Here is a 17,552-nt window from a genome sequence, read left to right as displayed (position 1 = left end):
TCCTTTTTTTCGTCATTGCGCCGCCACAATCTGCAACGCGCGCGGCACCAGCTGCGTGAAGTAGTCCACCGCCGGGCCAATTAACGCTTCATCAGGATCGAAGGCGGCGTGATGCAGACCAAACTCGCTGGCACTGCCGATGCTGACAAACGCCCCCGGCACCTGCTGCAGATAGAAGGCAAAATCTTCTCCGCCCATCTGCGGCGACTCAACGTGCTCCGCGAGATAGCCACTCTGTTGGGCAACGTCCAGCGCAACATCCACCCAGCCTGGCGTGTTAATCAGGGCCGGCGGTCCTTCAGTCCACTCCAGTTCGGCGGTCGCACCAAACCCGGCGGCAATACCCTGAATCAGGGATCGCATTCGGTGCGGGATCTGCGCCCGAATTTCGCCGTTGTGGGTGCGCACGGTGCCCTCCAGCTCAACGCTTTGTGGCAGCACGTTCCAGGTATTTCCGGCGGTAAAGCGCGTCACGCTCAGCACCACCGTTTCCAGCGAGCTGAATACCCGGCTCGGCAGGGTCTGCAGAGCCGTTACGATATGGCTGGCAATCACAATCGAATCGATGCCCTCCTGCGGTCGTGCGGCATGGGCGCCTTTGCCCTCAATGCGGATAACAAAGCGGTCTACGTTGGCATAAAACGCACCCGCCCGACTACGCAGCGTGCCCAGCGGCAGGTCGGGCGCGTTGTGCAGGCCGAATATCGCCTGAACGCCTTCCAGCGCACCGGCATCAATCAGCTGACGTGCGCCATTAAAGGTCTCTTCAGCGGGCTGAAACAGAATCCGTACCCGGCCTTGCAGCGTGTCTTCCTGCTGTTTCAGCTGCAACGCCACGCCGAGCATCACGGCGCTGTGAACGTCGTGACCACAGGCGTGCATAACGCCCGGCTGCTGTGATCGCCACGGGCGTTCGGTGGTTTCTTCAATCGGTAACGCATCGATATCCGCGCGCAGGGCGATCAGGGGTTCGCCATGACCGATTTCTGCCACGACGCCGGTTTTCAGCCCCAGCGGCAACAGCCGGATCCCGGCCTGCTCCAGCCAGCGGGTAATACGTTCCGTGGTGGCAAATTCATGATTCGAAAGTTCCGGATGCTGATGCAGTTCGCGACGCCACTGCACCAGTTGGTCGGTTAAAGGCAAAGTCATGATTATCCCTGTTGTTCCGGCAGAAAAGGTTCGCCCAGCGTCAGCATCAGGCGATTAGCCCAGGCAAAAAAGGCGGTTGATTGAATCAGATCGAGCAGGGCGAGCGTATCCAGACCCTGTTCACGCAGTGCAGAGAGCTGCGACTGTGTCGGCTGGGCAGGTGTCAGCGACAGTGCTGCTGAGAATGCGATGATCGCCTGCCAGCGCGCGGTGTGTCCGTGAGATAACACCGCGCCGGGTGCGACATTCAGCAGCTTCTGTACCGCTTCATCCTGCTTTGAGAGCTGGCTGGCTTTACGCGCATGGACTGAGGCGCAGTAAATGCAGCCGTTGACCTTACTCACCACGGTGGCAGCCAGTTCGCGCTCGGCGCGTGGCAGCCCTCCTGCGGTATAAAAAATGCCTTTATCGGTCAGGGTGCGCTGCTCCAGCAACGGCAGATTGCGCGCCAGCAGGCGAAAATAGTCGGAGTGGGTGTGACCGAATTTTGCCAGTGTCGCCTGCTCTTCCTCGCTGAATTCCGACAGCGGTTTTGCCGGCAGCCAGGGCTCCCAGCCGAGTTCCTGTTGCGTAAACGCGGTCAGGGCAGTTTTGCCGCTGGCGGTATGTAAGGCCTCGTGCCAGTGACCGGCGACTACCGGGGCAACCTCACCCGACGCCTCATCGCCCTGTAAGCTGCGCAGACCCGCCAGCAACCGGCTCTGAAAACTGACAAACGCCACCAGCTGTGCCAGTGTGACAATGCCGCGCAGGCTCCAGCCCGCCTGTTTCAAAGGCTCCAGATGCGCGGGAGCAGCAGTAACCGGCTCAAAGGTCAGGCGATGGGCAAAAGCCTGTGCCGCGTTGATCCGATCACTCCCGGCCAGACTCTCCTGTGGCTGGTAGTGCGCCTGCAGGCCGGGTTGTGCATGCCAGCCGGCAACCTGAGCGGCCAGCAGACGGCGCTCCGCCAGCGGAAAATCTTCATCACCCTGGCTAAACAACAGGGTGTAGCTACCCTGAGCATGTTGTGTGGCGGCGTGACGTGTCTGGCGCGCATGGGCCAGTTCGGAATCGGGATTGATATCTGCCAGTGTGGCGATCAAATCGTCAGGTTGATTCATGAAATTCTCCTGTGAGGTTCGCCAGCGGCACGAAGCGCGGGCGCAAGATGTTGGGCAATCAGTTCAATCGAGCGCAGCGTGTCGGCATGCGAAGGCTCAACCGAATGCACCTGAAATGAGATGTCGGTGACGCGCGCCAGTGCGCTATCCTGCGCCAGCGAGTGCTGCACCTGATCGATGCCGCCAACATGGGCATCAAACTGCGCCAGCAGGTCATCAAAGCGTTCACCGCGTAATTCGCCACGATACTGCGCAGCCTGCTGACGAATTCCCGGTTCAGCTACCTGACGGGCATAGCGGTCAGAATCGGCCACGAATGCGGTACGGGAGGCGAGGATGCGCGGAGTGGTTCCCGCAGGAAGTGCCGCAAGATAGGCATCGATCAGCGGATTCTGCAATGCATCCAGCGGCAGCTCAGGCTGGCCCGCCGGACGCGGCTGGGTGCGGGACAGCATCAGGCCATGGCCGCCCTGAGCGGCACGGATCGCGCCCTCAACCGAGAAGGTGGCGATCCACACCCGTCCGGCAAGCTGCGGCGCGGCGGGATAGAGATGATTATCAGGATGCCCCAGTGAATCCCCGCGCCAGGCACTGAGCAGCGTATGCAGATGGTCGGCAAAAGCGGCACCGCGCTCGGCAAAGGTCAGACCAAACGGCAAAAACGAATCCGGCGTGCCACCGGAGCCCAGCCCGATCTCCAGCCGCCCATCTGCCAGCAGATCCAGTACTGCGGCATCTTCAGCCACCCGCAGCGCATTTTCCATCGGCAGGGTGATGATGGCGGTGCCGAGCCGGATGGTGCGGGTCTGCGCGGCGACATGCGCCAGGAAGAGCAGCGGCGACGGCAGACCCCCCTCATCCTGATGAAAATGGTGCTGAGCAATCCACGCATTATCAAATCCGCAGCGTTCGGCATGCTGAATCTGTTCGGTGGCCAGCTGATAGCGCTGTTTCGCCGGCACCTTATCCAGCAGTCGGGTAAAAAATCCGAGACGTCGGCTCATGCTGACTCCTTGTGGGTTAAGGGAATAAGCGGAGGAATGGCAGCCATTAATTCCCGGGTATAAGGATGCTGTGGCGCACTGAAAATAGTGACAACGTCACCTTGCTCTGCGACTTCGCCCGCTTTTAACACCGTGACGCTGTCGGCAATCTGCCGCACCGTCGCCAGGTCGTGCGTGATAAACAGATAGGTCAGACCCAGTTCGGCCTGGAGCTGCTGCAACAGGTCGAGGATTTGCGCCTGCACCGTGACATCCAGCGCCGAGGTCGCCTCATCCAGTACCAGAATCTCCGGCTTGCAGATCAGTGCCCGCGCAAGCGCCACACGCTGCCGCTGTCCGCCGGAAAGTTCGTGAGGATGACGTGACAGAAGAGAGAGCGGCAGCGCCACCCGCGTGGTCATCCCTTCTACGCGCTCACGGCGCTGACTGCGGCTCAGTCGCTCAAAATTACGCAGTGGCTCTTCAATAATTGCATATAGCGTCTGACGCGGATCGAGCGAGGCAAATGGGTTCTGATAGACAAACTGGATCTTCCGCCGCAGCTGACGCAGCGCCTCGCCGCGTAATCCGTTGACCACGATGCCATCCAGCGTCACCTCGCCGCTGTCTGCGGTTTCAAAACCCATAACGATGCGCGCCAGCGTGGTTTTGCCTGAGCCGGATTCGCCTACCAGTGCATGCGTAGTGCCGCGCGCAACCTGAAAGCTGACCTGGTTCAGCGCCTGCAAACGCTGCTGTTTGCCCAGCGAAAAGCTTTTCATCACGCCGGTTGCCCGGATGGCGGGGGCAGAAAAACGGGCGGTTGCAGATTTAACTCTGGCGGGTCGCTGTGGTGCCGCATCATTCAGTAACTGACGGGTATAAGGATGAGCAGGCGCGCTGATAACCTGTTCAGTGCGGCCCGATTCCTGAATCTCGCCGTGACGAAACACGATAATACGATCTGCGCGTTGCGCCGCCAGCGCCAGGTCGTGGGTGACAAACAGCACGGCGGTGCGGGATTCCTGCCGCAGGTTGTCCAGCAGATCGAGAATGCGCTTTTGCACCGTGACATCCAGCGCGCTGGTCGGCTCATCCGCAATAATGATCTCCGGCTGCAGGGCGAGAGCAATGGCGATCAATACCCGCTGCTTCATGCCACCCGACAGCTGATGCGGATACTGCTTAACCCGCTGTTCCGGATGGCTAAGGCCGACGCGATTCAGCAGGTCAACCACCCGCTGCTGGCGCTGCGCTGACGGTAATTTCAGGTGCAGTCGCAGGATCTCTTCCACCTGTTCGCCGACCGTTTTCACCGGATTCAGGGAATTACCGGGATCCTGCGGTACCAGACTGATGCGCGCACCGCGCAGGGTATCGAAGCGCTTTTGCGACCACTGGCTGATATCCACGCCGTTGAGCAGGATTTCGCCCCCTTCGCGGCGGCCATTTTCCGCCATCAGACCCATTATCGCCTGTGCGGTAGTGGTTTTACCGGAGCCGGACTCCCCGACCAGCGCCACCATCTCACCGGGCTGCAGCTCGAAGCTGACGTTATGTACCACCGGCTGCCAACGGTTGCCGCTGTGATAGCTTAGCGTCAGATTATTGACCGCGAGTAACGGCTGAGCGCTCATCGGCGTCCTCCAGAAAGTTGCTGGCTGATGCGGTTGGCTGCGAGCACCACAGCGACCACCACCACACCAGGAAAAGTGGTCAGCCACCAGGCGGTAGCCAGATAATTACGCCCTTCAGCGATTAACAGACCCCATTCCGGCACCGGCGGTGGGGTGCCGTAGCCGAGGAAGCTCAGAGTCGACAGCGCCAGAATCGCCTGACCAAATTGCAGGGCGGCATAGGCGATCACCGGCGTCAGCGCATTGGGCAGAATGTGACGCCACAGCACGCTGAAAAAGCGGCCGCCGCTGCCGTAAGCCGCTTCGACATACTCGCTGTGACGGATGCGCACCACTTCGGCGCGTGCCAGTCGGGCGAAGCTGGCGATGGAGGCGATGCCCACTGCTAATGCGGCATTCAGGGTGCCGAAGCCGAGTAAAATCAGCACGCTCAGAGAGAGCAGCAGCGCCGGAATCGCCAGCAGGACATCCACTGCGCGCATCACAATTGATTCAGTTTTGCCACCGATAGACCCTGCCACCAGACCCAGCGCGGTACCTGCCAGCAGTCCGATCGCCACCGCCATGACGGCGGCGGAGAGCGAATGGGACGCGCCGTAAACGATGCGGGCAAAGAGATCGCGGCCGAGCTGATCGGTGCCGAGCCAGTGTCCGGCCTGCGGTGCGAGTCGCTGTGCACCCGCAACGCCTTCAATCGGGCTGGCCTGGGTAAAGAGGGCCGGGAACAGGGCCGCCAGTACGGCCAGCAGCATGACTGAAACGGCAAGCCACAGGCCCGGCGAAAACTGTAAAGTGCGCCTCTTTGCCGCCACGGGTTGCCGCGCGGCAGCGTAATCAACCAGACTCATGTTGCACCTCGTAACAGCTGTAAGCGCGGGTCAAACAGCGGCATCAGCAGATCCACCAGCAGGTTGATCACCACAAAACCCAGCGCGGAGATCATCACTACCGCCTGCAACACCGCCACATCCTGATTGTTCACCGCCTGCTGCGTCAGCTGACCGAGACCGCCCAGGCCAAACACCGTTTCGGTAATCAGCGCACCGGCAATCAGTTCTCCCAGCAGCAGGCCCGCCACGGTGAGCACCGGCAGCATGGCGTTGCGCAGGATGTGCCGCCACAGCACATAGTGCTCGCTGGCTCCTTTGGCGCGCGCCACCGCCACAAAAGGCCGGGTTGAAACCTCATCGATGCTGCGCAACAGAATCTGAGCCAGCGGCGCTGAGATCGGAACGGCGACCGTAATAATGGGCAGAATCAGTCCCTGCCACGGTGAGGGATTGATTACCGGGATCCAGCGCAGCTGGAATGAGAAGAGCTGAATCAGGGCTATGCCGAGCCAGAAGGTCGGCACTGAGATAAACAGCGCGGGCAGTGACTGCAGCAGATTACGCAGGCCGCGCAGGGCAGGCAGCCGCGACAGTGTCGCCAGCACGAATGCCAGCAGTGTCGCCAGCAAAAAGCCGCACAGGGCCAGTCGCAGCGTGCCAGGCAGATTGCTGGTCAGCAGTTCACTGACCGGCACGCCCGCCTGCACCGAATAGCCGAAGTCGCCGTGCAGCATCGCCACCAGCGTGTGCAGATATTGCTGCCACAGCGGGCTGTCCGCGCCATAGGCCTGACGCATCTCAGCAATCTGCTGCGGACTCAGGCCGAGATCCGGATTCTGAAATTTGATCAGGACCGCATCGCCTGGCAGCACCTGCAGCAGCACAAACGACAGGGTAAACGCGGCCCACAGGACCAATACCCCCAGGCCAGCGCGTTGCAGCAGATAATGACGCATCCTCACCTCCGGTTACTGTTTTTCCAGCCAGGCGCCATAGAGTGCCGGACGGCCCACCGCTTCAAAACTGACCCCTTTCAGCCAGGGCGCACCGGCATAGACCTGCGGCTCTTCAAAGATCGGAATCACATAGGCCTGGTCCAGCAGATACCGCTGAACGTCACCGGTCAGCTGTAATCGTTTTGCCGGGTCAACTTCAGCGGAGATGGCGACCAGCAGCTGGTTCAGCTTGTCATCACGGAAGTTTTTCACTTTGTCGCTGGAGCCGCCTTTCTGCAGCAGGTTGTCGCGGTTAGCCGGATAGAAACTGCTTTTGATCACGTCGGGATCGGCGCGGCCGACTTCGGTGACGTTCAGCGGGGTCTTAAGGGGGTCGAGATTATCCAGCGTTTTGCTGCCGGCATCGCCCGCTTTAACGCTGAGGGCGACGCCCGCCTGGCGCCACTGCTGTGCCACCAGTTGCAGCACCTCTTTGTTTTGCGGCTGCGGCAGTGATTCATAGACGGTTAGCGCCAGTCGCTGGCCTGCTTTTTCACGGATGCCATCGGCACCCGGTTGCCAGCCCGCCTGGTCCAGCAGTGCCTTCGCTTTTGTCAGATCAAAAGTGAGTTTGTCCGCCAGATTGACGTAGCCGGCGGCGGTGGTGGCCACGACCGAGGTTGCCTGCGGATAGTTCGGCGAGAAGAGCGTATCAACCACCTGTTTCGCATTGGTGGCGTGCAGCAGCGCCTGACGCACCCGGATATCGCTGACCAGCGGATTATCCGGACGGAAGCTGAGGCTGTCGTTTACACCACGGGTCGGCGCGGCATAAACCGGGAAGTTCTGATCTTTAGCCTGCTTCTCGTCGTAGGCCTGCACCTGACGGATCAGGCCTGCCTGGCCCGCCAGCAGTGCACCGATACGCACGCTGTCTTCCGGCGTCACGATCACTTTTATCGCATCCAGATTGGCCGGACCTTGCTGCTGAATGTTTTTCGGTCCCCACTGATAATCTTTACGCGCTACCAGATCCACCTCCCGACCGAGCTTCTCATCACTGACCACAAACGGGCCGGAGCCGACAATGTGACGCGCATCGCCCAGCTGATCGAAACTGCGCGCCAGGGTACTCAGCGAGACCAGGCCAGAGCCAATGGTGGCGGTGCCCTGTAAAAATCCGGGCGAGGGTTTTTTAAAATAGAATTTCACCGTCAGCGGGTCGATCACTTCGCTGCGTTCATAGTTATTAATCACTTCCGATACCGGCAGGCGCAGCGCTTTATTTCCCAGCCCGTAGGTATCAAAGTTTTTCGCCACCGCGTTCGCATCTAATGGTGTGCCATCGGAAAAAGTCACGCCAGGCCGTAATTTAAATGTGTATTCGGTTTTGTCGGCGTTGGTAGTCCAGCTTTCTGCAATCCAGGGTTCAACCTGCAGCGTTTCGGGATTCTGCCAGGTTAATTTATCGGTGATCTGATTGAGAATGCCGCCATTAGGGTAAAAGCCACCGGCAGGCGGATAGAGGTTGGTATGTGCCTGCTGTTCAAGATAAATCAGCGTACCGCCTTTGACCGGTGCAGCCACCGCGTTAAAGGTCAGAGTCCCGGCAAGTAAAGTAAAAACCAGCGTTTGTGCGCGTGGTTTAAGGGGAAATAACGTCTTCATGGTGAATTCCTTTGTTATCAATTGCCTCAGCAGGCGGAATCATCATCGAATGACGCAACACACAGATAAAGTAACGATTTGGTCAAAGCTTATCTGAAAAAAATAAATGCGGGATTGGGTGGTTGATATTAGTCTGAATGGGATGACCTAAGATAAACGTTCAAAGTGTAAATCGGCATCCATTGCCAGAGCAGGGAGCCCATGAATAGAGTGTAAGATGAGGCAGTGTTGAAACACTGGACATGCCAGAAAACGCTGAAGTTTTCCATTGCATAAGCACTGCCCCGTTTAGCTAAAATCGTACTTAAGTTATCGATAGACTTTTAAGGAGATCCTGCAATGCATATTCAGATAAGTCCTTTTTGGCTAAACGTAATCCGGGTGGCTTCATTCAGATCAATGTTTTTTAAAGCCTCAGGTTCTACCCAGATAATCTCCTGAAACTCTTCATTGAAGGTTATTGTTCGGTTTGCGCTCAGACAATCAAAGATAAGATAGATCATATAAATTTCTTCAGTCATTCCATCAGAATAGGTTTTGATTCTGACATCATCCCGAAACGTCCAGGGTGTGATATTTGTTATCTTGAGCGCCTCGCCTAATTCTTCCCTGATTTCCCGCTTTAATGCTTCTTCGATTGTTTCACCTGGCTCCATTCCGCCGCCTGGCAAAGCCCACTGTCCAGGAAAAACACCCCTGTCAGATGCCATTTTACATAGCAAATATTTACCCTCATTTTGAATGACCGGGCACACAATGACTCTCTGTCGCATTACTTCTCCTTATTGATGTTAAAAATTCCAGATCTGAAATGGGCGGTTCAGAAGGCCGATAGTTGTTTTGTCATTTTTCTGGTCATACTTACCGCTCAACAGCTTAGCGAGACAATGCTTCTGACACCGATGTCACAAAAGTGGCATTCCTGTTATAAAAACCAGGAAGCACTCTTAAGAATCCTCAAATCAGAAAGATTATAACCATGGATATTGTAAGGGTATGGTGCGGCGATCACGCTTTAATGATGCCGTAATCGGATTCTTTATGGTTAGCAGTGCGGGCAAGTACTATATCGCACTGCTAAATATATTCGATTATTCCGTGCACAATTTCCGCTGGTCTGCTCGTAGAAAAGCGCTGACCAGAACCAGCCACAGCAGACCGCAGATCAGGTTCACCACACTGAAGCCGCCGGTGCCGTAACTAAAATAGGCGGTTTTGGCTGCTTCAATGCCCAGCGCGATGATCAGAATACTCACCATGCCGAGCATCGCTGCCACGCTGCCTTTTCCGGCGCTGCTGGAAAAAAGCGTCATGCGATAGAGTCCGGCGCTGACCAGCCCGGCGCCGAAGCCGTAGAGGCTAATTCCGGCAGTCAGCCACAGATAGCTTTGCGGATTTAGCACGGTAGCGGTTACTGCGATTGCCAGCCCGCAGACCACCGGCCAGGCCCCGAGCCGTAACGGCTGTTCAATGGGCAGACGGCTGGATAAGCGTCCCAGCGTCAGGTTGCCCGCAATCATGGCGGCGAAGACCGGCAGCTGTAATAACGCATAGTCGATGCGGCTGAGTCCCGCATCGTGGATTAATATCACCGGCGACAATGCGACCCAGGCGATGCAGGGCACAGTGACCAGTCCGATGGCCAGCGAGCCGCGCATCACCTGACGATCCTTCAGCAATGCCGCGTAACCGCTGATAATCGATCGCAGCGACAGCGGTTTCTGCCGGTCACCTGCGGTTTCGGGCATCGCATACCACAGACCTGCCAGCGCCAGCGCCGCAATAGCGCCAATCAGCCAGAACAGGGTGCGCCATTCACCCACGGTAAGAAAAGCCGCGCCCGCCAGCGGACCGGCCAGCGGGGCCAGCAGGGCGACGTTGGCCATCAGCGCCATCATTTTGATGCTGAGCGATTCCGTAAACGCCTCCTGCACCGCCGCGTAGCCTACCGCGCCAATAAAACAGAGGCTGACGCCCTGCAGAAAACGCAGCAGGACGAACTGCTCAATGCTTTGCACCCAGTGCGTCGCCACACACGAGAGCATAAAAAAGGCCACGCCGCTGAGCAGCACCGGACGCCGCCCGATACGGTCAGAGAGGGGGCCAAGCAGCCATTGCAGCATAATGCCACCGGCCAGATAGGCGGTGAGCGAAGTAGAGACCCACTCCGGCCCAACCTTAAATTCCTGAGTCACCAGCAGCATGCCGGGCTGGATCATGTCGTGAGCGATATAGGTAGCGAACTCAAACAACACCAGCGACAGCGGGAAGATCAGATGTCGTCGGGTCAGTTGCGCGACCGGTTCAAAAGAAACCATTACGGATACCTGCGATAAAGCCATTAAAAAAGCGGCCACCAGGGTGACCGCATAATTTCAGCGTGACGGTGTAACGCTTATCGCCAGCGGGCGATCGGGTTATTCAGCGTTCCGGCGAACTTGAGGTTCTCAGCGGGATCGGCGAGGTTTATCATCTGCTGGTTATTCGCCAGCTGCAGGCGGTTCAGACAGGAGCGGGTAAACTCCGGCGCGAACATGTCATAGCGCGCGAACTTAGTGGCATGCTCCGGGTGCGCCTGCTGGTAATCCTTCACGCACTGCGCCACCGCCTGCCAGAACTCTTCCTCCGGCAGCGTTCCTGACTGATGCAGAATCGCGCTGATAAAGCGGAAGATGCAGTCAAACACATCGGTGAAGATTGAGAGCAGCTTCAGGTTCTCCGGCACATCCACGGCCAGACGCTGCACGCCTTCCGGCAGCACCGCATCCGGATTCATCACGGCGATCTCTTCGCCGATATCCTTCATGTATGCACTGACCGGCACGTTGTTCTCCAGCAGCATGATGAGGTTTTCACCGTGCGGCATAAACACCAGGTCATGCTGATAGAAGCAGTGCAGCAGCGGGCTGAGATAGCAGGTCAGGTAGCGTTCTATCCACTGCTTCGCGGGCAAACCAGAATCCGCTATCAGCGCTGGCAGCAGTGCCTGCTGATGATGATCGACGTGCAGGAAAGAGGCCATGGTCATCAGACGCTGGCCGGGTTGCAGGCTGGCCGCAGGATTATCCCGCCACAGCGCAGCGAACATCTTTTTATAGGCGGAGTCGCCTTTGATCGCCTGCTCATAGTAGCGGTTGTGATAGCCGACCGCCGCGACTTCGCGCAGGATGCGGAAATCACAGCGATTCAGCCACGCATCGCCAGCAACCAGTTGTTCCAGCCAGCCGTTTATCGCAGGCGTTGTCGCCATATAGTAGGGGGACAGTCCGCGCATAAAGCCCATGTTCAGCACCGACAGGGCGGTTTTCACGTAGCGCTTCGCGGGCTGGCTGCGGTTAAAGAAGGTGCGGATCGACTGCTGCGCCTGGTAAGCATCGTCTCCGGTGCCGAGATAAACAATATCGTGACTGGCGATGTCTGCCGCAAACACGGTCAGCAGCTTGTTCTGCCACTGCCACGGATGCACCGGCATCAGGATATACTCCTCAACCGCCAGCCCTTTATTCACCAGCTGCGCAGTAAACTGCTCCAGGGTGGTGTCGCCCAGTTCATCACGCATCAACTGCTCATAGCTCAGCTCGCTGAGGCTGGAGAAATGGGCGTTGCGGCGATGGACCGCGACCCAGATGAGGTGAACGGGCGCGGCGGCCTCGGGCGCATACGCCAGATAATCATGGGCATCGAAGCCAATACGCCCGTTGTTGGCAACAAAGCAGGGATGGCCTTCGGTCATCGCCGCTTCCACCGTCTGGAAATCGGCTGAGACCAGCGCCTGGCTGTCAGGATTATTCTTCTGCAGCTTATAAACGCTGCTGCACAGCGTGCTGCTGATCTCTTCCATGTAGGTCGCCAGCAGTGCCTGTGTAATACCGATCTCCCCGTTAAACTCCACGATAAATTTCAGCGCATCCAGCGGCAGATCACGACCGTTCTCCTGCTTGCGCAGTGAGTCGGCGTCGATTTCCCAGTGATCCAGCGCCAGCCGCGACGCCCGGAAATGGTAGCTCGCTTCACCGCCTGGCACCGCAAGCTGATAGCTGCCGTTGCCCGACTCCTGTGGCGTAATGATTTTCTCATGCGCGAACTCGGCAATCGCTTTACGGATTAGCATGCGGTTTGCCTGCGCCCAGTGGTCGCCCGTCAGATGTGTACCGTTCATCAGCGAAGAGGGGGTGTTCATAGTCTGCGACTCCTGCAGTAACGCGTGTTGATAATTTTTCCGCTGGCAAAAGGCCAGCCAGGCGGTTTTATGACCCATGTCGATGGTGTGCTGATAGCGGAACCCGGCACGCTTATTCAGCACGTGAATCTTCTCATTGCACACATCTGGCTCTACCACCACGCGGCGCACCTCGGGGCGGCTGAACATGTAGTCCATCACCAGCGTGAAGACCTGCCAGCTGAAGGCTCTGATCGGCTGGCTGGCGGGGGCAATCAGAATATGCATGCCGTAATCATCGGGTGCGGCAGGATAAAATTTGCCGACCTCATCGTCGCAGGCGCGATAGCACTCAATCAGGCAGACCGGCTGGTCGTTGCAGCAACCAATCAGCGCAGCATGGGGATCGGCTGCACTCAGCGTCTGATAGAACTCAGCGACCTGATTCAGGCTCTGCTGCTGCATACCCCAGAAGCGGGCGTAATCGCGGGTGACCCAGCTATGAATCAGCGGCGCATCGCTGGCGAGCATGGGCCTCAGGGTGAACTGGCCTGCGGGGCGGGCGGCGCTGAACAGTGTTTGTGAACTCATCTCAGTGCTCCGATTTAGCCGGGAAGGTCTGGAAGGCAATCTGACGCTCGATCGGGTAGACCTCGCGTCCGGTCAGTTCGCGCAGCAGCACCGAGTTGCGGTAGCAGGCCATGCCGAGATCCGGCGTAACAAAGCCGTGGGTGTGCAGTTCGGCGTTCTGCACGAAGATCTGATTGTGATAATCGATGCTGTAGTTGCGCTGCACGTCGTAGCGGCCTTTGTCATCCCAGCGCAGGCGGGCGTTTATGCCCTCTAAAAACATCGGTGGCTGGTAGTGATAGCCGGTCGCCATCACCAGTCCTTCGGTGCGACGGGTGAAGGTGCAATCCTGCTCCTCCTGATGCAGCGTCAGCTCAAACTCTCCCTGCGGCAGCCAGCGCATAGCGGTCAGCGCCGAGTGAGTAAACAGGTTAACGTTCAGATCGCCGTCGAGCTGTTTGACATACATCAGGTCATAAATGTCGTTAATCAGGCTGCTGTTGATGCCTTTGTAGAGATTCTTGTGGCGCGCATTCAGTTCGTCGCGGGTGCTGGCGGGCAGCGCGTGGAAATAGTCGACCCACTCCGGCGAAGTCATCTCCAGCGTGAGCTTGGTGTACTCCAGCGGATAGAAGCGCGGCGCGCGGGTGATCCAGTTGAGCTGATAGCCAAAGCGGTCGATATCGGTCAGCAGGTCGTAATAGATTTCTGCCGCGCTCTGGCCGCTGCCCAGCACGGAGATGGAACGCTTCTGCTGCAGTTCCGCTTTGTTGACCAGATAGTGGCTTGAGTGCGTCAGGCGCTGGCGGTGCGGCTGGCTGCACTCCGGCATCCAGGCTTTAGGCCCGGTGCCGAGGATCAGATGTCGTGCCAGATAGTTCTGTTTCTGACCATTCCGGATGTCGGTCACCTGAAGGTGATAGACGCCAGCCGCCTCATCGTAGCTGACATACTCAACGTGGCTGTTCCAGCGCAGATTAGAGAGCCGCGAACTGGCCCACTGGCAGTACTGATTATACTCTTTGCGCATCAGGAAGAAGTCTTCACGGATATAAAAAGAGTATAATTTCCCCTTTTCCTTCATGTAGTTAAGCAGGCTGTAAGGGCTGGTCGGATCGGCGAGCGTCACCAGATCGGCCATAAACGGCGTCTGCAGATGGGCATTTTCCAGCATCATGCCGGTGTGCCAGTCAAAGCCCGGGTTCTCATCCAGGAAAAGACCGTTCAGTCCCTCAACCGGCTCACTCAGACAGGCCAGACTCAGGTTGAAAGGGCCGATACCGATACCAATAAAATCGTAAACGGAATTATTCATTTCAGAGCTCTCACTGTTTCGCCGCGTTCAGCGCAGACGCACGTACCTGCTCGCGGCCATAGTGCGCGATCAGGCTCAGCACATCTTCGATGTCGGCGATGGTCGTGGTGGGATTTAACAGGGTGAATTTCAGGTACTGACGCCCATCGACTTTGGTTCCGGCAATCACTGCGTTGCCGGAGCGGAAGAGCGCTTTACGGATAGCGGCGTTGATTTCGTCGATCTGTGCGTCGCTGGCGTTTTTGCCGGGCACGTAGCGGAAAATCTGGGTGGTCAGCTCAGGCGCGTGCAGCACTTCGATAGCAGAATGCGCAGTTAACCGCTCATGAGCCGCCTGTGTCAGCTCTATCAGCGTATCGAAAGCGTCACCCAGCGCCGCCGGACCCATCACGCGCAGGGTCAGCCACATTTTCAACGCATCAAATCGGCGGGTGGTCTGAATGCTTTTGTTGACCAGATTCGGTGTGCCTTCCTGCTGGGCACTGAGCGGATTCAGGTAATCTGCATGGTGCGTGACATGCTTCAGGTTGTGGCTGTCCCGCACAAAGAACGCACCGCAGCTGACGGTCTGGAAGAAAGATTTGTGATAATCGACGGTGACGGAATCAGCCCGTTCAATGCCATTCAGGCGTGAGCGATGATTCTCAGAGACCAGCAGCCCACAGCCGTAAGCGGCGTCAACGTGCATCCACAAACCATAATTGTCACAGAGACGGGCAATCTCCGGCAGCGGATCGATGCTGCCAAAGTCCGTGGTGCCGCTGGTGGCAACCACAGCAATCGGGATCAGCCCTTCACTGCGACATTTTTCGATCTCCTGCGCCAGGCACGCTGCATCCATACGGTAGTGGGCGTCGTGATCAACGGCGATAACTGCGTCATAGCCCAGCCCTAAAATCGCCATCGATTTCTGGATGCTGAAGTGGCTGAGTTTTGAGGTAAACACTCGCCATTTCGACGCGGTCTCAGGCAGGCCGCGATGCTTAATCAGATGCCCCGGATGATGTGCCGCGCACCAGCTATCACGCGCCAGCAGCATTGCCATCAGGTTGGATTGGGTGCCGCCGCTGGTGAAAATCCCATCAGATCCGGCAGGCAGGCCGATGCGGCCAAGCGTCCAGTCGATCACCTTCTGCTCAATCAGCGTACCGCCTGCGCTCTGATCCCAGGTGTCGACCGAGCTATTCACTGCCGCCATAATCTGCTCAGCCATCAGAGAGGGCAGCACGACCGGGCAGTTCAGGTGCGCCAGATATTTAGGGTGGTGAAACCAGACGGCGTCACGCAGATAGAGCTGACTCAGCTCTGTCAGGGCGTCATCGTTGTTACCCAGCGGACGATCGAGATCGACCTCACTGAATTCCGCCGCCAGTTCATGGGGCAGGATACCGCTGAAAGGCTTCTCAACGCCGGTAACGGAACGGGTCATCAGCGCCAGCACCTCCTGAGTCTGCTGCGACCAGGCCGCCAGTTGCTGATCGTTAAAAATAGCCGTTTCGGCACCGCTGGCATTGGATGCTGGCGCGAGATCCTGTGCCGCCTGAGTGGATGAGCGTAAAAGCATGTTCAGTTCCTGTGCGTTAATACCAGTGACCCTGCCGACGTAAGGTCAGCAGCGTTGGATGTCCGCTCAACAACTCCAGTAAACATAAAACTAACTAACCAGATAAAAACCCTGACCATTAAATGGATTAGTGTTTTCACCTTAAAAAGAGTAAATACCGCATATTATTTGTGGATTTGGCAGCGTTAAACGCTTTGTTATATGCGGATGAGAGTGTAAATGTTAATCATTATCATTCAAATGTTTTGTTGTTAAATTTTATTTATTAGTATGTCTAATGTTGAAAATGTGATGTTGATCACTTTTCTGGATCGGAATAGTCCTTTTTTTACTAGGTTTAGCGCCAGCAATTCATTCAGAACTCATCTGCATGTGTTCTATGTTGGAAACATTAGCTTTGTGGGTTAGAATGTTTCCAACATGGAAAGTTTGAGAGAAAAATGCATATCATCTCAAGAGGGCCGTTCAGGGAAGCGGCAATAATTTATCCAAATCATGCCTCCGCACTGGATGCGGCTTATCTGGTCCTAAGGGACGAAAACTTTGCCACGCCAGATGCGCTGAAAATTCGCTTTCAGAGCCTTGACCGCATGAAGTACCGGGAAAAGTGGTGGGTAATCGATGTGGGCGGAAACAGCCTGAGAATCATGTTTTATGCTGACTTTGATCGCGGCAAAATTTTTATCAAACACATCGTGACGCATGCGGAATATGACAAGCTGGTGAAGAAGTACCGGGAGAGTAAAGAATGATTACCGAAGCAATCCAGGCGACCAATGACCTGGTCAGAATTGTTCCCTTTCTGGGAGGCAGTACCGATAAAAGGGACTACGAGCAGGCGCTGGAACTGGTTGAATATCTGGTTGAGCACCAGCCGGACAGCCCGTTAGTAGAGATACTGTCTGATAAAGTCGCCCGATACGAAAACAGCGCCCCTGAGTTCGCTGCGTTTAACGCGCGTACTGATGCTATTCCGCGCGGAGTAGCACTTTTGCGAGTCATCATGGATCAGCACGGCCTGACTCAATCCTCTTTTGCGGATGAAATAGGGCAGCGCTCTTATGTCAGTCGTATCCTGCGTGGTGATCGTCCTTTGACGGATAAACATAAAGCCCGACTGGCAGCGCGTTTTAACCTGCCGTTTGAAGCATTCGCTGAATAACTTAGCCTGAACTTATATGAGTGCGGTTTTTTTTCTGGAAACTGAATGATGAAGGTATTCCGCAAACAACCAGAAAGCGCTCATTGCCCTTTCTGGTTGCCATTAAGCGTTACTATTACCCTGCATTCGTTTCTACAGGCACCTTCTTTTTAGCCGTAAAGTTATAAATCACTAACAAGCCAAAAATGCCGGTGATAATCATAGTAATGGTTCCCTTATCCATAAAGTGAGCCATATTACCCAGCAGGATGCCGGTGACGCCGAAGTCGGTATCCGAGAAGGTGGTGTTGGTCAGCCCTATCTGTCCGAGTACCGGCAGCAGGGCGACAGGCAGGAAGGTGATTAACAGGCCATGAGCAAAGGCACCGCAAATCGCACCACGCTTGCCGCCGGTCGCATTACCAAACACGCCAGCCGTAGCGCCACAGAAGAAGTGAGGAACCACACCCGGCAGAATCAATACCCAATGCAGCT

General features: G+C 56.8%; 15 protein-coding genes. 2 read left to right on the top strand and 13 right to left on the bottom strand.

Annotated elements, in window-relative coordinates; genetic code table 11:
• Positions 1-12: 12 nt before the first annotated feature.
• The 12 genes from PAG01S_RS12630 to PAG01S_RS12575 all read right to left on the bottom strand — a co-directional run bounded on the left by PAG01S_RS12630 (position 13) and on the right by PAG01S_RS12575 (position 15,916).
• Entirely contained in the window at positions 13-1,152 is a 1,140-nt protein-coding gene (locus PAG01S_RS12630) for an amidohydrolase (protein WP_062758891.1), read from the bottom strand.
• A gap of 2 nt (positions 1,153-1,154) precedes the next feature.
• The gene (locus PAG01S_RS12625; RefSeq protein WP_062758889.1) at positions 1,155-2,255 is read right to left on the bottom strand and encodes an alkylhydroperoxidase domain protein; all 1,101 of its coding nucleotides are present in this window, start codon (positions 2,253-2,255) and stop codon (positions 1,155-1,157) included.
• A complete protein-coding gene (locus tag PAG01S_RS12620; protein ID WP_062758887.1) occupies positions 2,252-3,259 on the bottom strand; it encodes a putative FMN-dependent luciferase-like monooxygenase in 1,008 nt (335 codons plus the stop codon). Before PAG01S_RS12620 ends, PAG01S_RS12625 begins: the two co-directional genes overlap by 4 nt.
• Positions 3,256-4,875, bottom strand: coding sequence for a dipeptide ABC transporter ATP-binding protein (locus PAG01S_RS12615; protein WP_062758885.1), 1,620 nt, complete (start codon positions 4,873-4,875; stop codon positions 3,256-3,258). Before PAG01S_RS12615 ends, PAG01S_RS12620 begins: the two co-directional genes overlap by 4 nt.
• Entirely contained in the window at positions 4,872-5,723 is an 852-nt protein-coding gene (locus PAG01S_RS12610; RefSeq protein ID WP_062758884.1) for an ABC transporter permease, read from the bottom strand. Before PAG01S_RS12610 ends, PAG01S_RS12615 begins: the two co-directional genes overlap by 4 nt.
• Positions 5,720-6,661 (bottom strand): ABC transporter permease, encoded by a 942-nt coding sequence (locus PAG01S_RS12605; RefSeq protein ID WP_062758882.1) that lies wholly within the window; start codon positions 6,659-6,661, stop codon positions 5,720-5,722. The genes PAG01S_RS12610 and PAG01S_RS12605 overlap by 4 nt, the downstream gene beginning before the upstream one ends.
• A 12-nt stretch (positions 6,662-6,673) precedes the next feature.
• Positions 6,674-8,308 (bottom strand): TIGR04028 family ABC transporter substrate-binding protein, encoded by a 1,635-nt coding sequence (locus PAG01S_RS12600; protein WP_062758880.1) that lies wholly within the window; start codon positions 8,306-8,308, stop codon positions 6,674-6,676.
• A 347-nt stretch (positions 8,309-8,655) separates the two neighbouring features.
• Positions 8,656-9,081 carry a nucleoside triphosphatase NudI gene (gene nudI, locus PAG01S_RS12595; RefSeq protein ID WP_022624355.1) on the bottom strand — a complete coding sequence of 142 codons (426 nt, stop codon included), beginning with the start codon at positions 9,079-9,081 and terminating at the stop codon, positions 8,656-8,658.
• Positions 9,082-9,399: 318 nt separating this feature from the next.
• Complete coding sequence (locus tag PAG01S_RS12590; protein WP_062758879.1) at positions 9,400-10,626, bottom strand: MFS transporter; 1,227 nt, start codon at positions 10,624-10,626, stop codon at positions 9,400-9,402.
• A gap of 77 nt (positions 10,627-10,703) precedes the next feature.
• Positions 10,704-13,058 (bottom strand): GNAT family N-acetyltransferase, encoded by a 2,355-nt coding sequence (locus PAG01S_RS12585; RefSeq protein ID WP_062758877.1) that lies wholly within the window; start codon positions 13,056-13,058, stop codon positions 10,704-10,706.
• 1 nt (position 13,059) lies between these two features.
• On the bottom strand, positions 13,060-14,352 hold the full coding sequence (locus PAG01S_RS12580; protein ID WP_062758876.1) for a lysine N(6)-hydroxylase/L-ornithine N(5)-oxygenase family protein: 1,293 nt from the start codon (positions 14,350-14,352) through the stop codon (positions 13,060-13,062).
• 10 nt (positions 14,353-14,362) lie between these two features.
• The gene (locus tag PAG01S_RS12575) at positions 14,363-15,916 is read right to left on the bottom strand and encodes a pyridoxal phosphate-dependent decarboxylase family protein (protein WP_062758874.1); all 1,554 of its coding nucleotides are present in this window, start codon (positions 15,914-15,916) and stop codon (positions 14,363-14,365) included.
• 440 nt (positions 15,917-16,356) lie between these two features.
• On the opposite strand from PAG01S_RS12575, the gene PAG01S_RS12570 reads away from it, so the two are divergent.
• Both PAG01S_RS12570 and PAG01S_RS12565 read left to right on the top strand, forming a co-directional pair.
• Positions 16,357-16,668 (top strand): type II toxin-antitoxin system HigB family toxin, encoded by a 312-nt coding sequence (locus PAG01S_RS12570; protein WP_010247063.1) that lies wholly within the window; start codon positions 16,357-16,359, stop codon positions 16,666-16,668.
• A complete protein-coding gene (locus tag PAG01S_RS12565) occupies positions 16,665-17,078 on the top strand; it encodes a helix-turn-helix domain-containing protein (protein ID WP_010247064.1) in 414 nt (137 codons plus the stop codon). Before PAG01S_RS12570 ends, PAG01S_RS12565 begins: the two co-directional genes overlap by 4 nt.
• Before the next feature lie 115 nt (positions 17,079-17,193).
• Here the strand turns inward: PAG01S_RS12565 and PAG01S_RS12560 are convergent.
• On the bottom strand, positions 17,194-17,552 hold a 359-nt coding region (locus PAG01S_RS12560; RefSeq protein ID WP_303745181.1), incomplete at its 5' end, for a PTS transporter subunit IIC.

It is taken from the genome of Pantoea agglomerans NBRC 102470 (assembly GCF_001598475.1).
GTDB lineage: Bacteria > Pseudomonadota > Gammaproteobacteria > Enterobacterales > Enterobacteriaceae > Pantoea > Pantoea agglomerans.
Note: the sequence above shows the minus strand (reverse complement) of the source record. Positions and strands in the feature narration are given on the sequence as shown.

Bases quoted from the DNA above. Each gene is read 5' to 3' on its own strand.
- PAG01S_RS12630 (WP_062758891.1), bottom strand. From the start codon at position 1,152: ATGACTTTGCCTTTAACCGACCAACTGGTGCAGTGGCGTCGCGAACTG.
- PAG01S_RS12625 (WP_062758889.1), bottom strand. From the start codon at position 2,255: ATGAATCAACCTGACGATTTGATCGCCACACTGGCAGATATCAATCCC.
- PAG01S_RS12620 (WP_062758887.1), bottom strand. From the start codon at position 3,259: ATGAGCCGACGTCTCGGATTTTTTACCCGACTGCTGGATAAGGTGCCG.
- PAG01S_RS12615 (WP_062758885.1), bottom strand. From the start codon at position 4,875: ATGAGCGCTCAGCCGTTACTCGCGGTCAATAATCTGACGCTAAGCTAT.
- PAG01S_RS12610 (WP_062758884.1), bottom strand. From the start codon at position 5,723: ATGAGTCTGGTTGATTACGCTGCCGCGCGGCAACCCGTGGCGGCAAAG.
- PAG01S_RS12605 (WP_062758882.1), bottom strand. From the start codon at position 6,661: ATGCGTCATTATCTGCTGCAACGCGCTGGCCTGGGGGTATTGGTCCTG.
- PAG01S_RS12600 (WP_062758880.1), bottom strand. From the start codon at position 8,308: ATGAAGACGTTATTTCCCCTTAAACCACGCGCACAAACGCTGGTTTTT.
- nudI (WP_022624355.1), bottom strand. From the start codon at position 9,081: ATGCGACAGAGAGTCATTGTGTGCCCGGTCATTCAAAATGAGGGTAAA.
- PAG01S_RS12590 (WP_062758879.1), bottom strand. From the start codon at position 10,626: ATGGTTTCTTTTGAACCGGTCGCGCAACTGACCCGACGACATCTGATC.
- PAG01S_RS12585 (WP_062758877.1), bottom strand. From the start codon at position 13,058: ATGAGTTCACAAACACTGTTCAGCGCCGCCCGCCCCGCAGGCCAGTTC.
- PAG01S_RS12580 (WP_062758876.1), bottom strand. From the start codon at position 14,352: ATGAATAATTCCGTTTACGATTTTATTGGTATCGGTATCGGCCCTTTC.
- PAG01S_RS12575 (WP_062758874.1), bottom strand. From the start codon at position 15,916: ATGCTTTTACGCTCATCCACTCAGGCGGCACAGGATCTCGCGCCAGCA.
- PAG01S_RS12570 (WP_010247063.1), top strand. From the start codon at position 16,357: ATGCATATCATCTCAAGAGGGCCGTTCAGGGAAGCGGCAATAATTTAT.
- PAG01S_RS12565 (WP_010247064.1), top strand. From the start codon at position 16,665: ATGATTACCGAAGCAATCCAGGCGACCAATGACCTGGTCAGAATTGTT.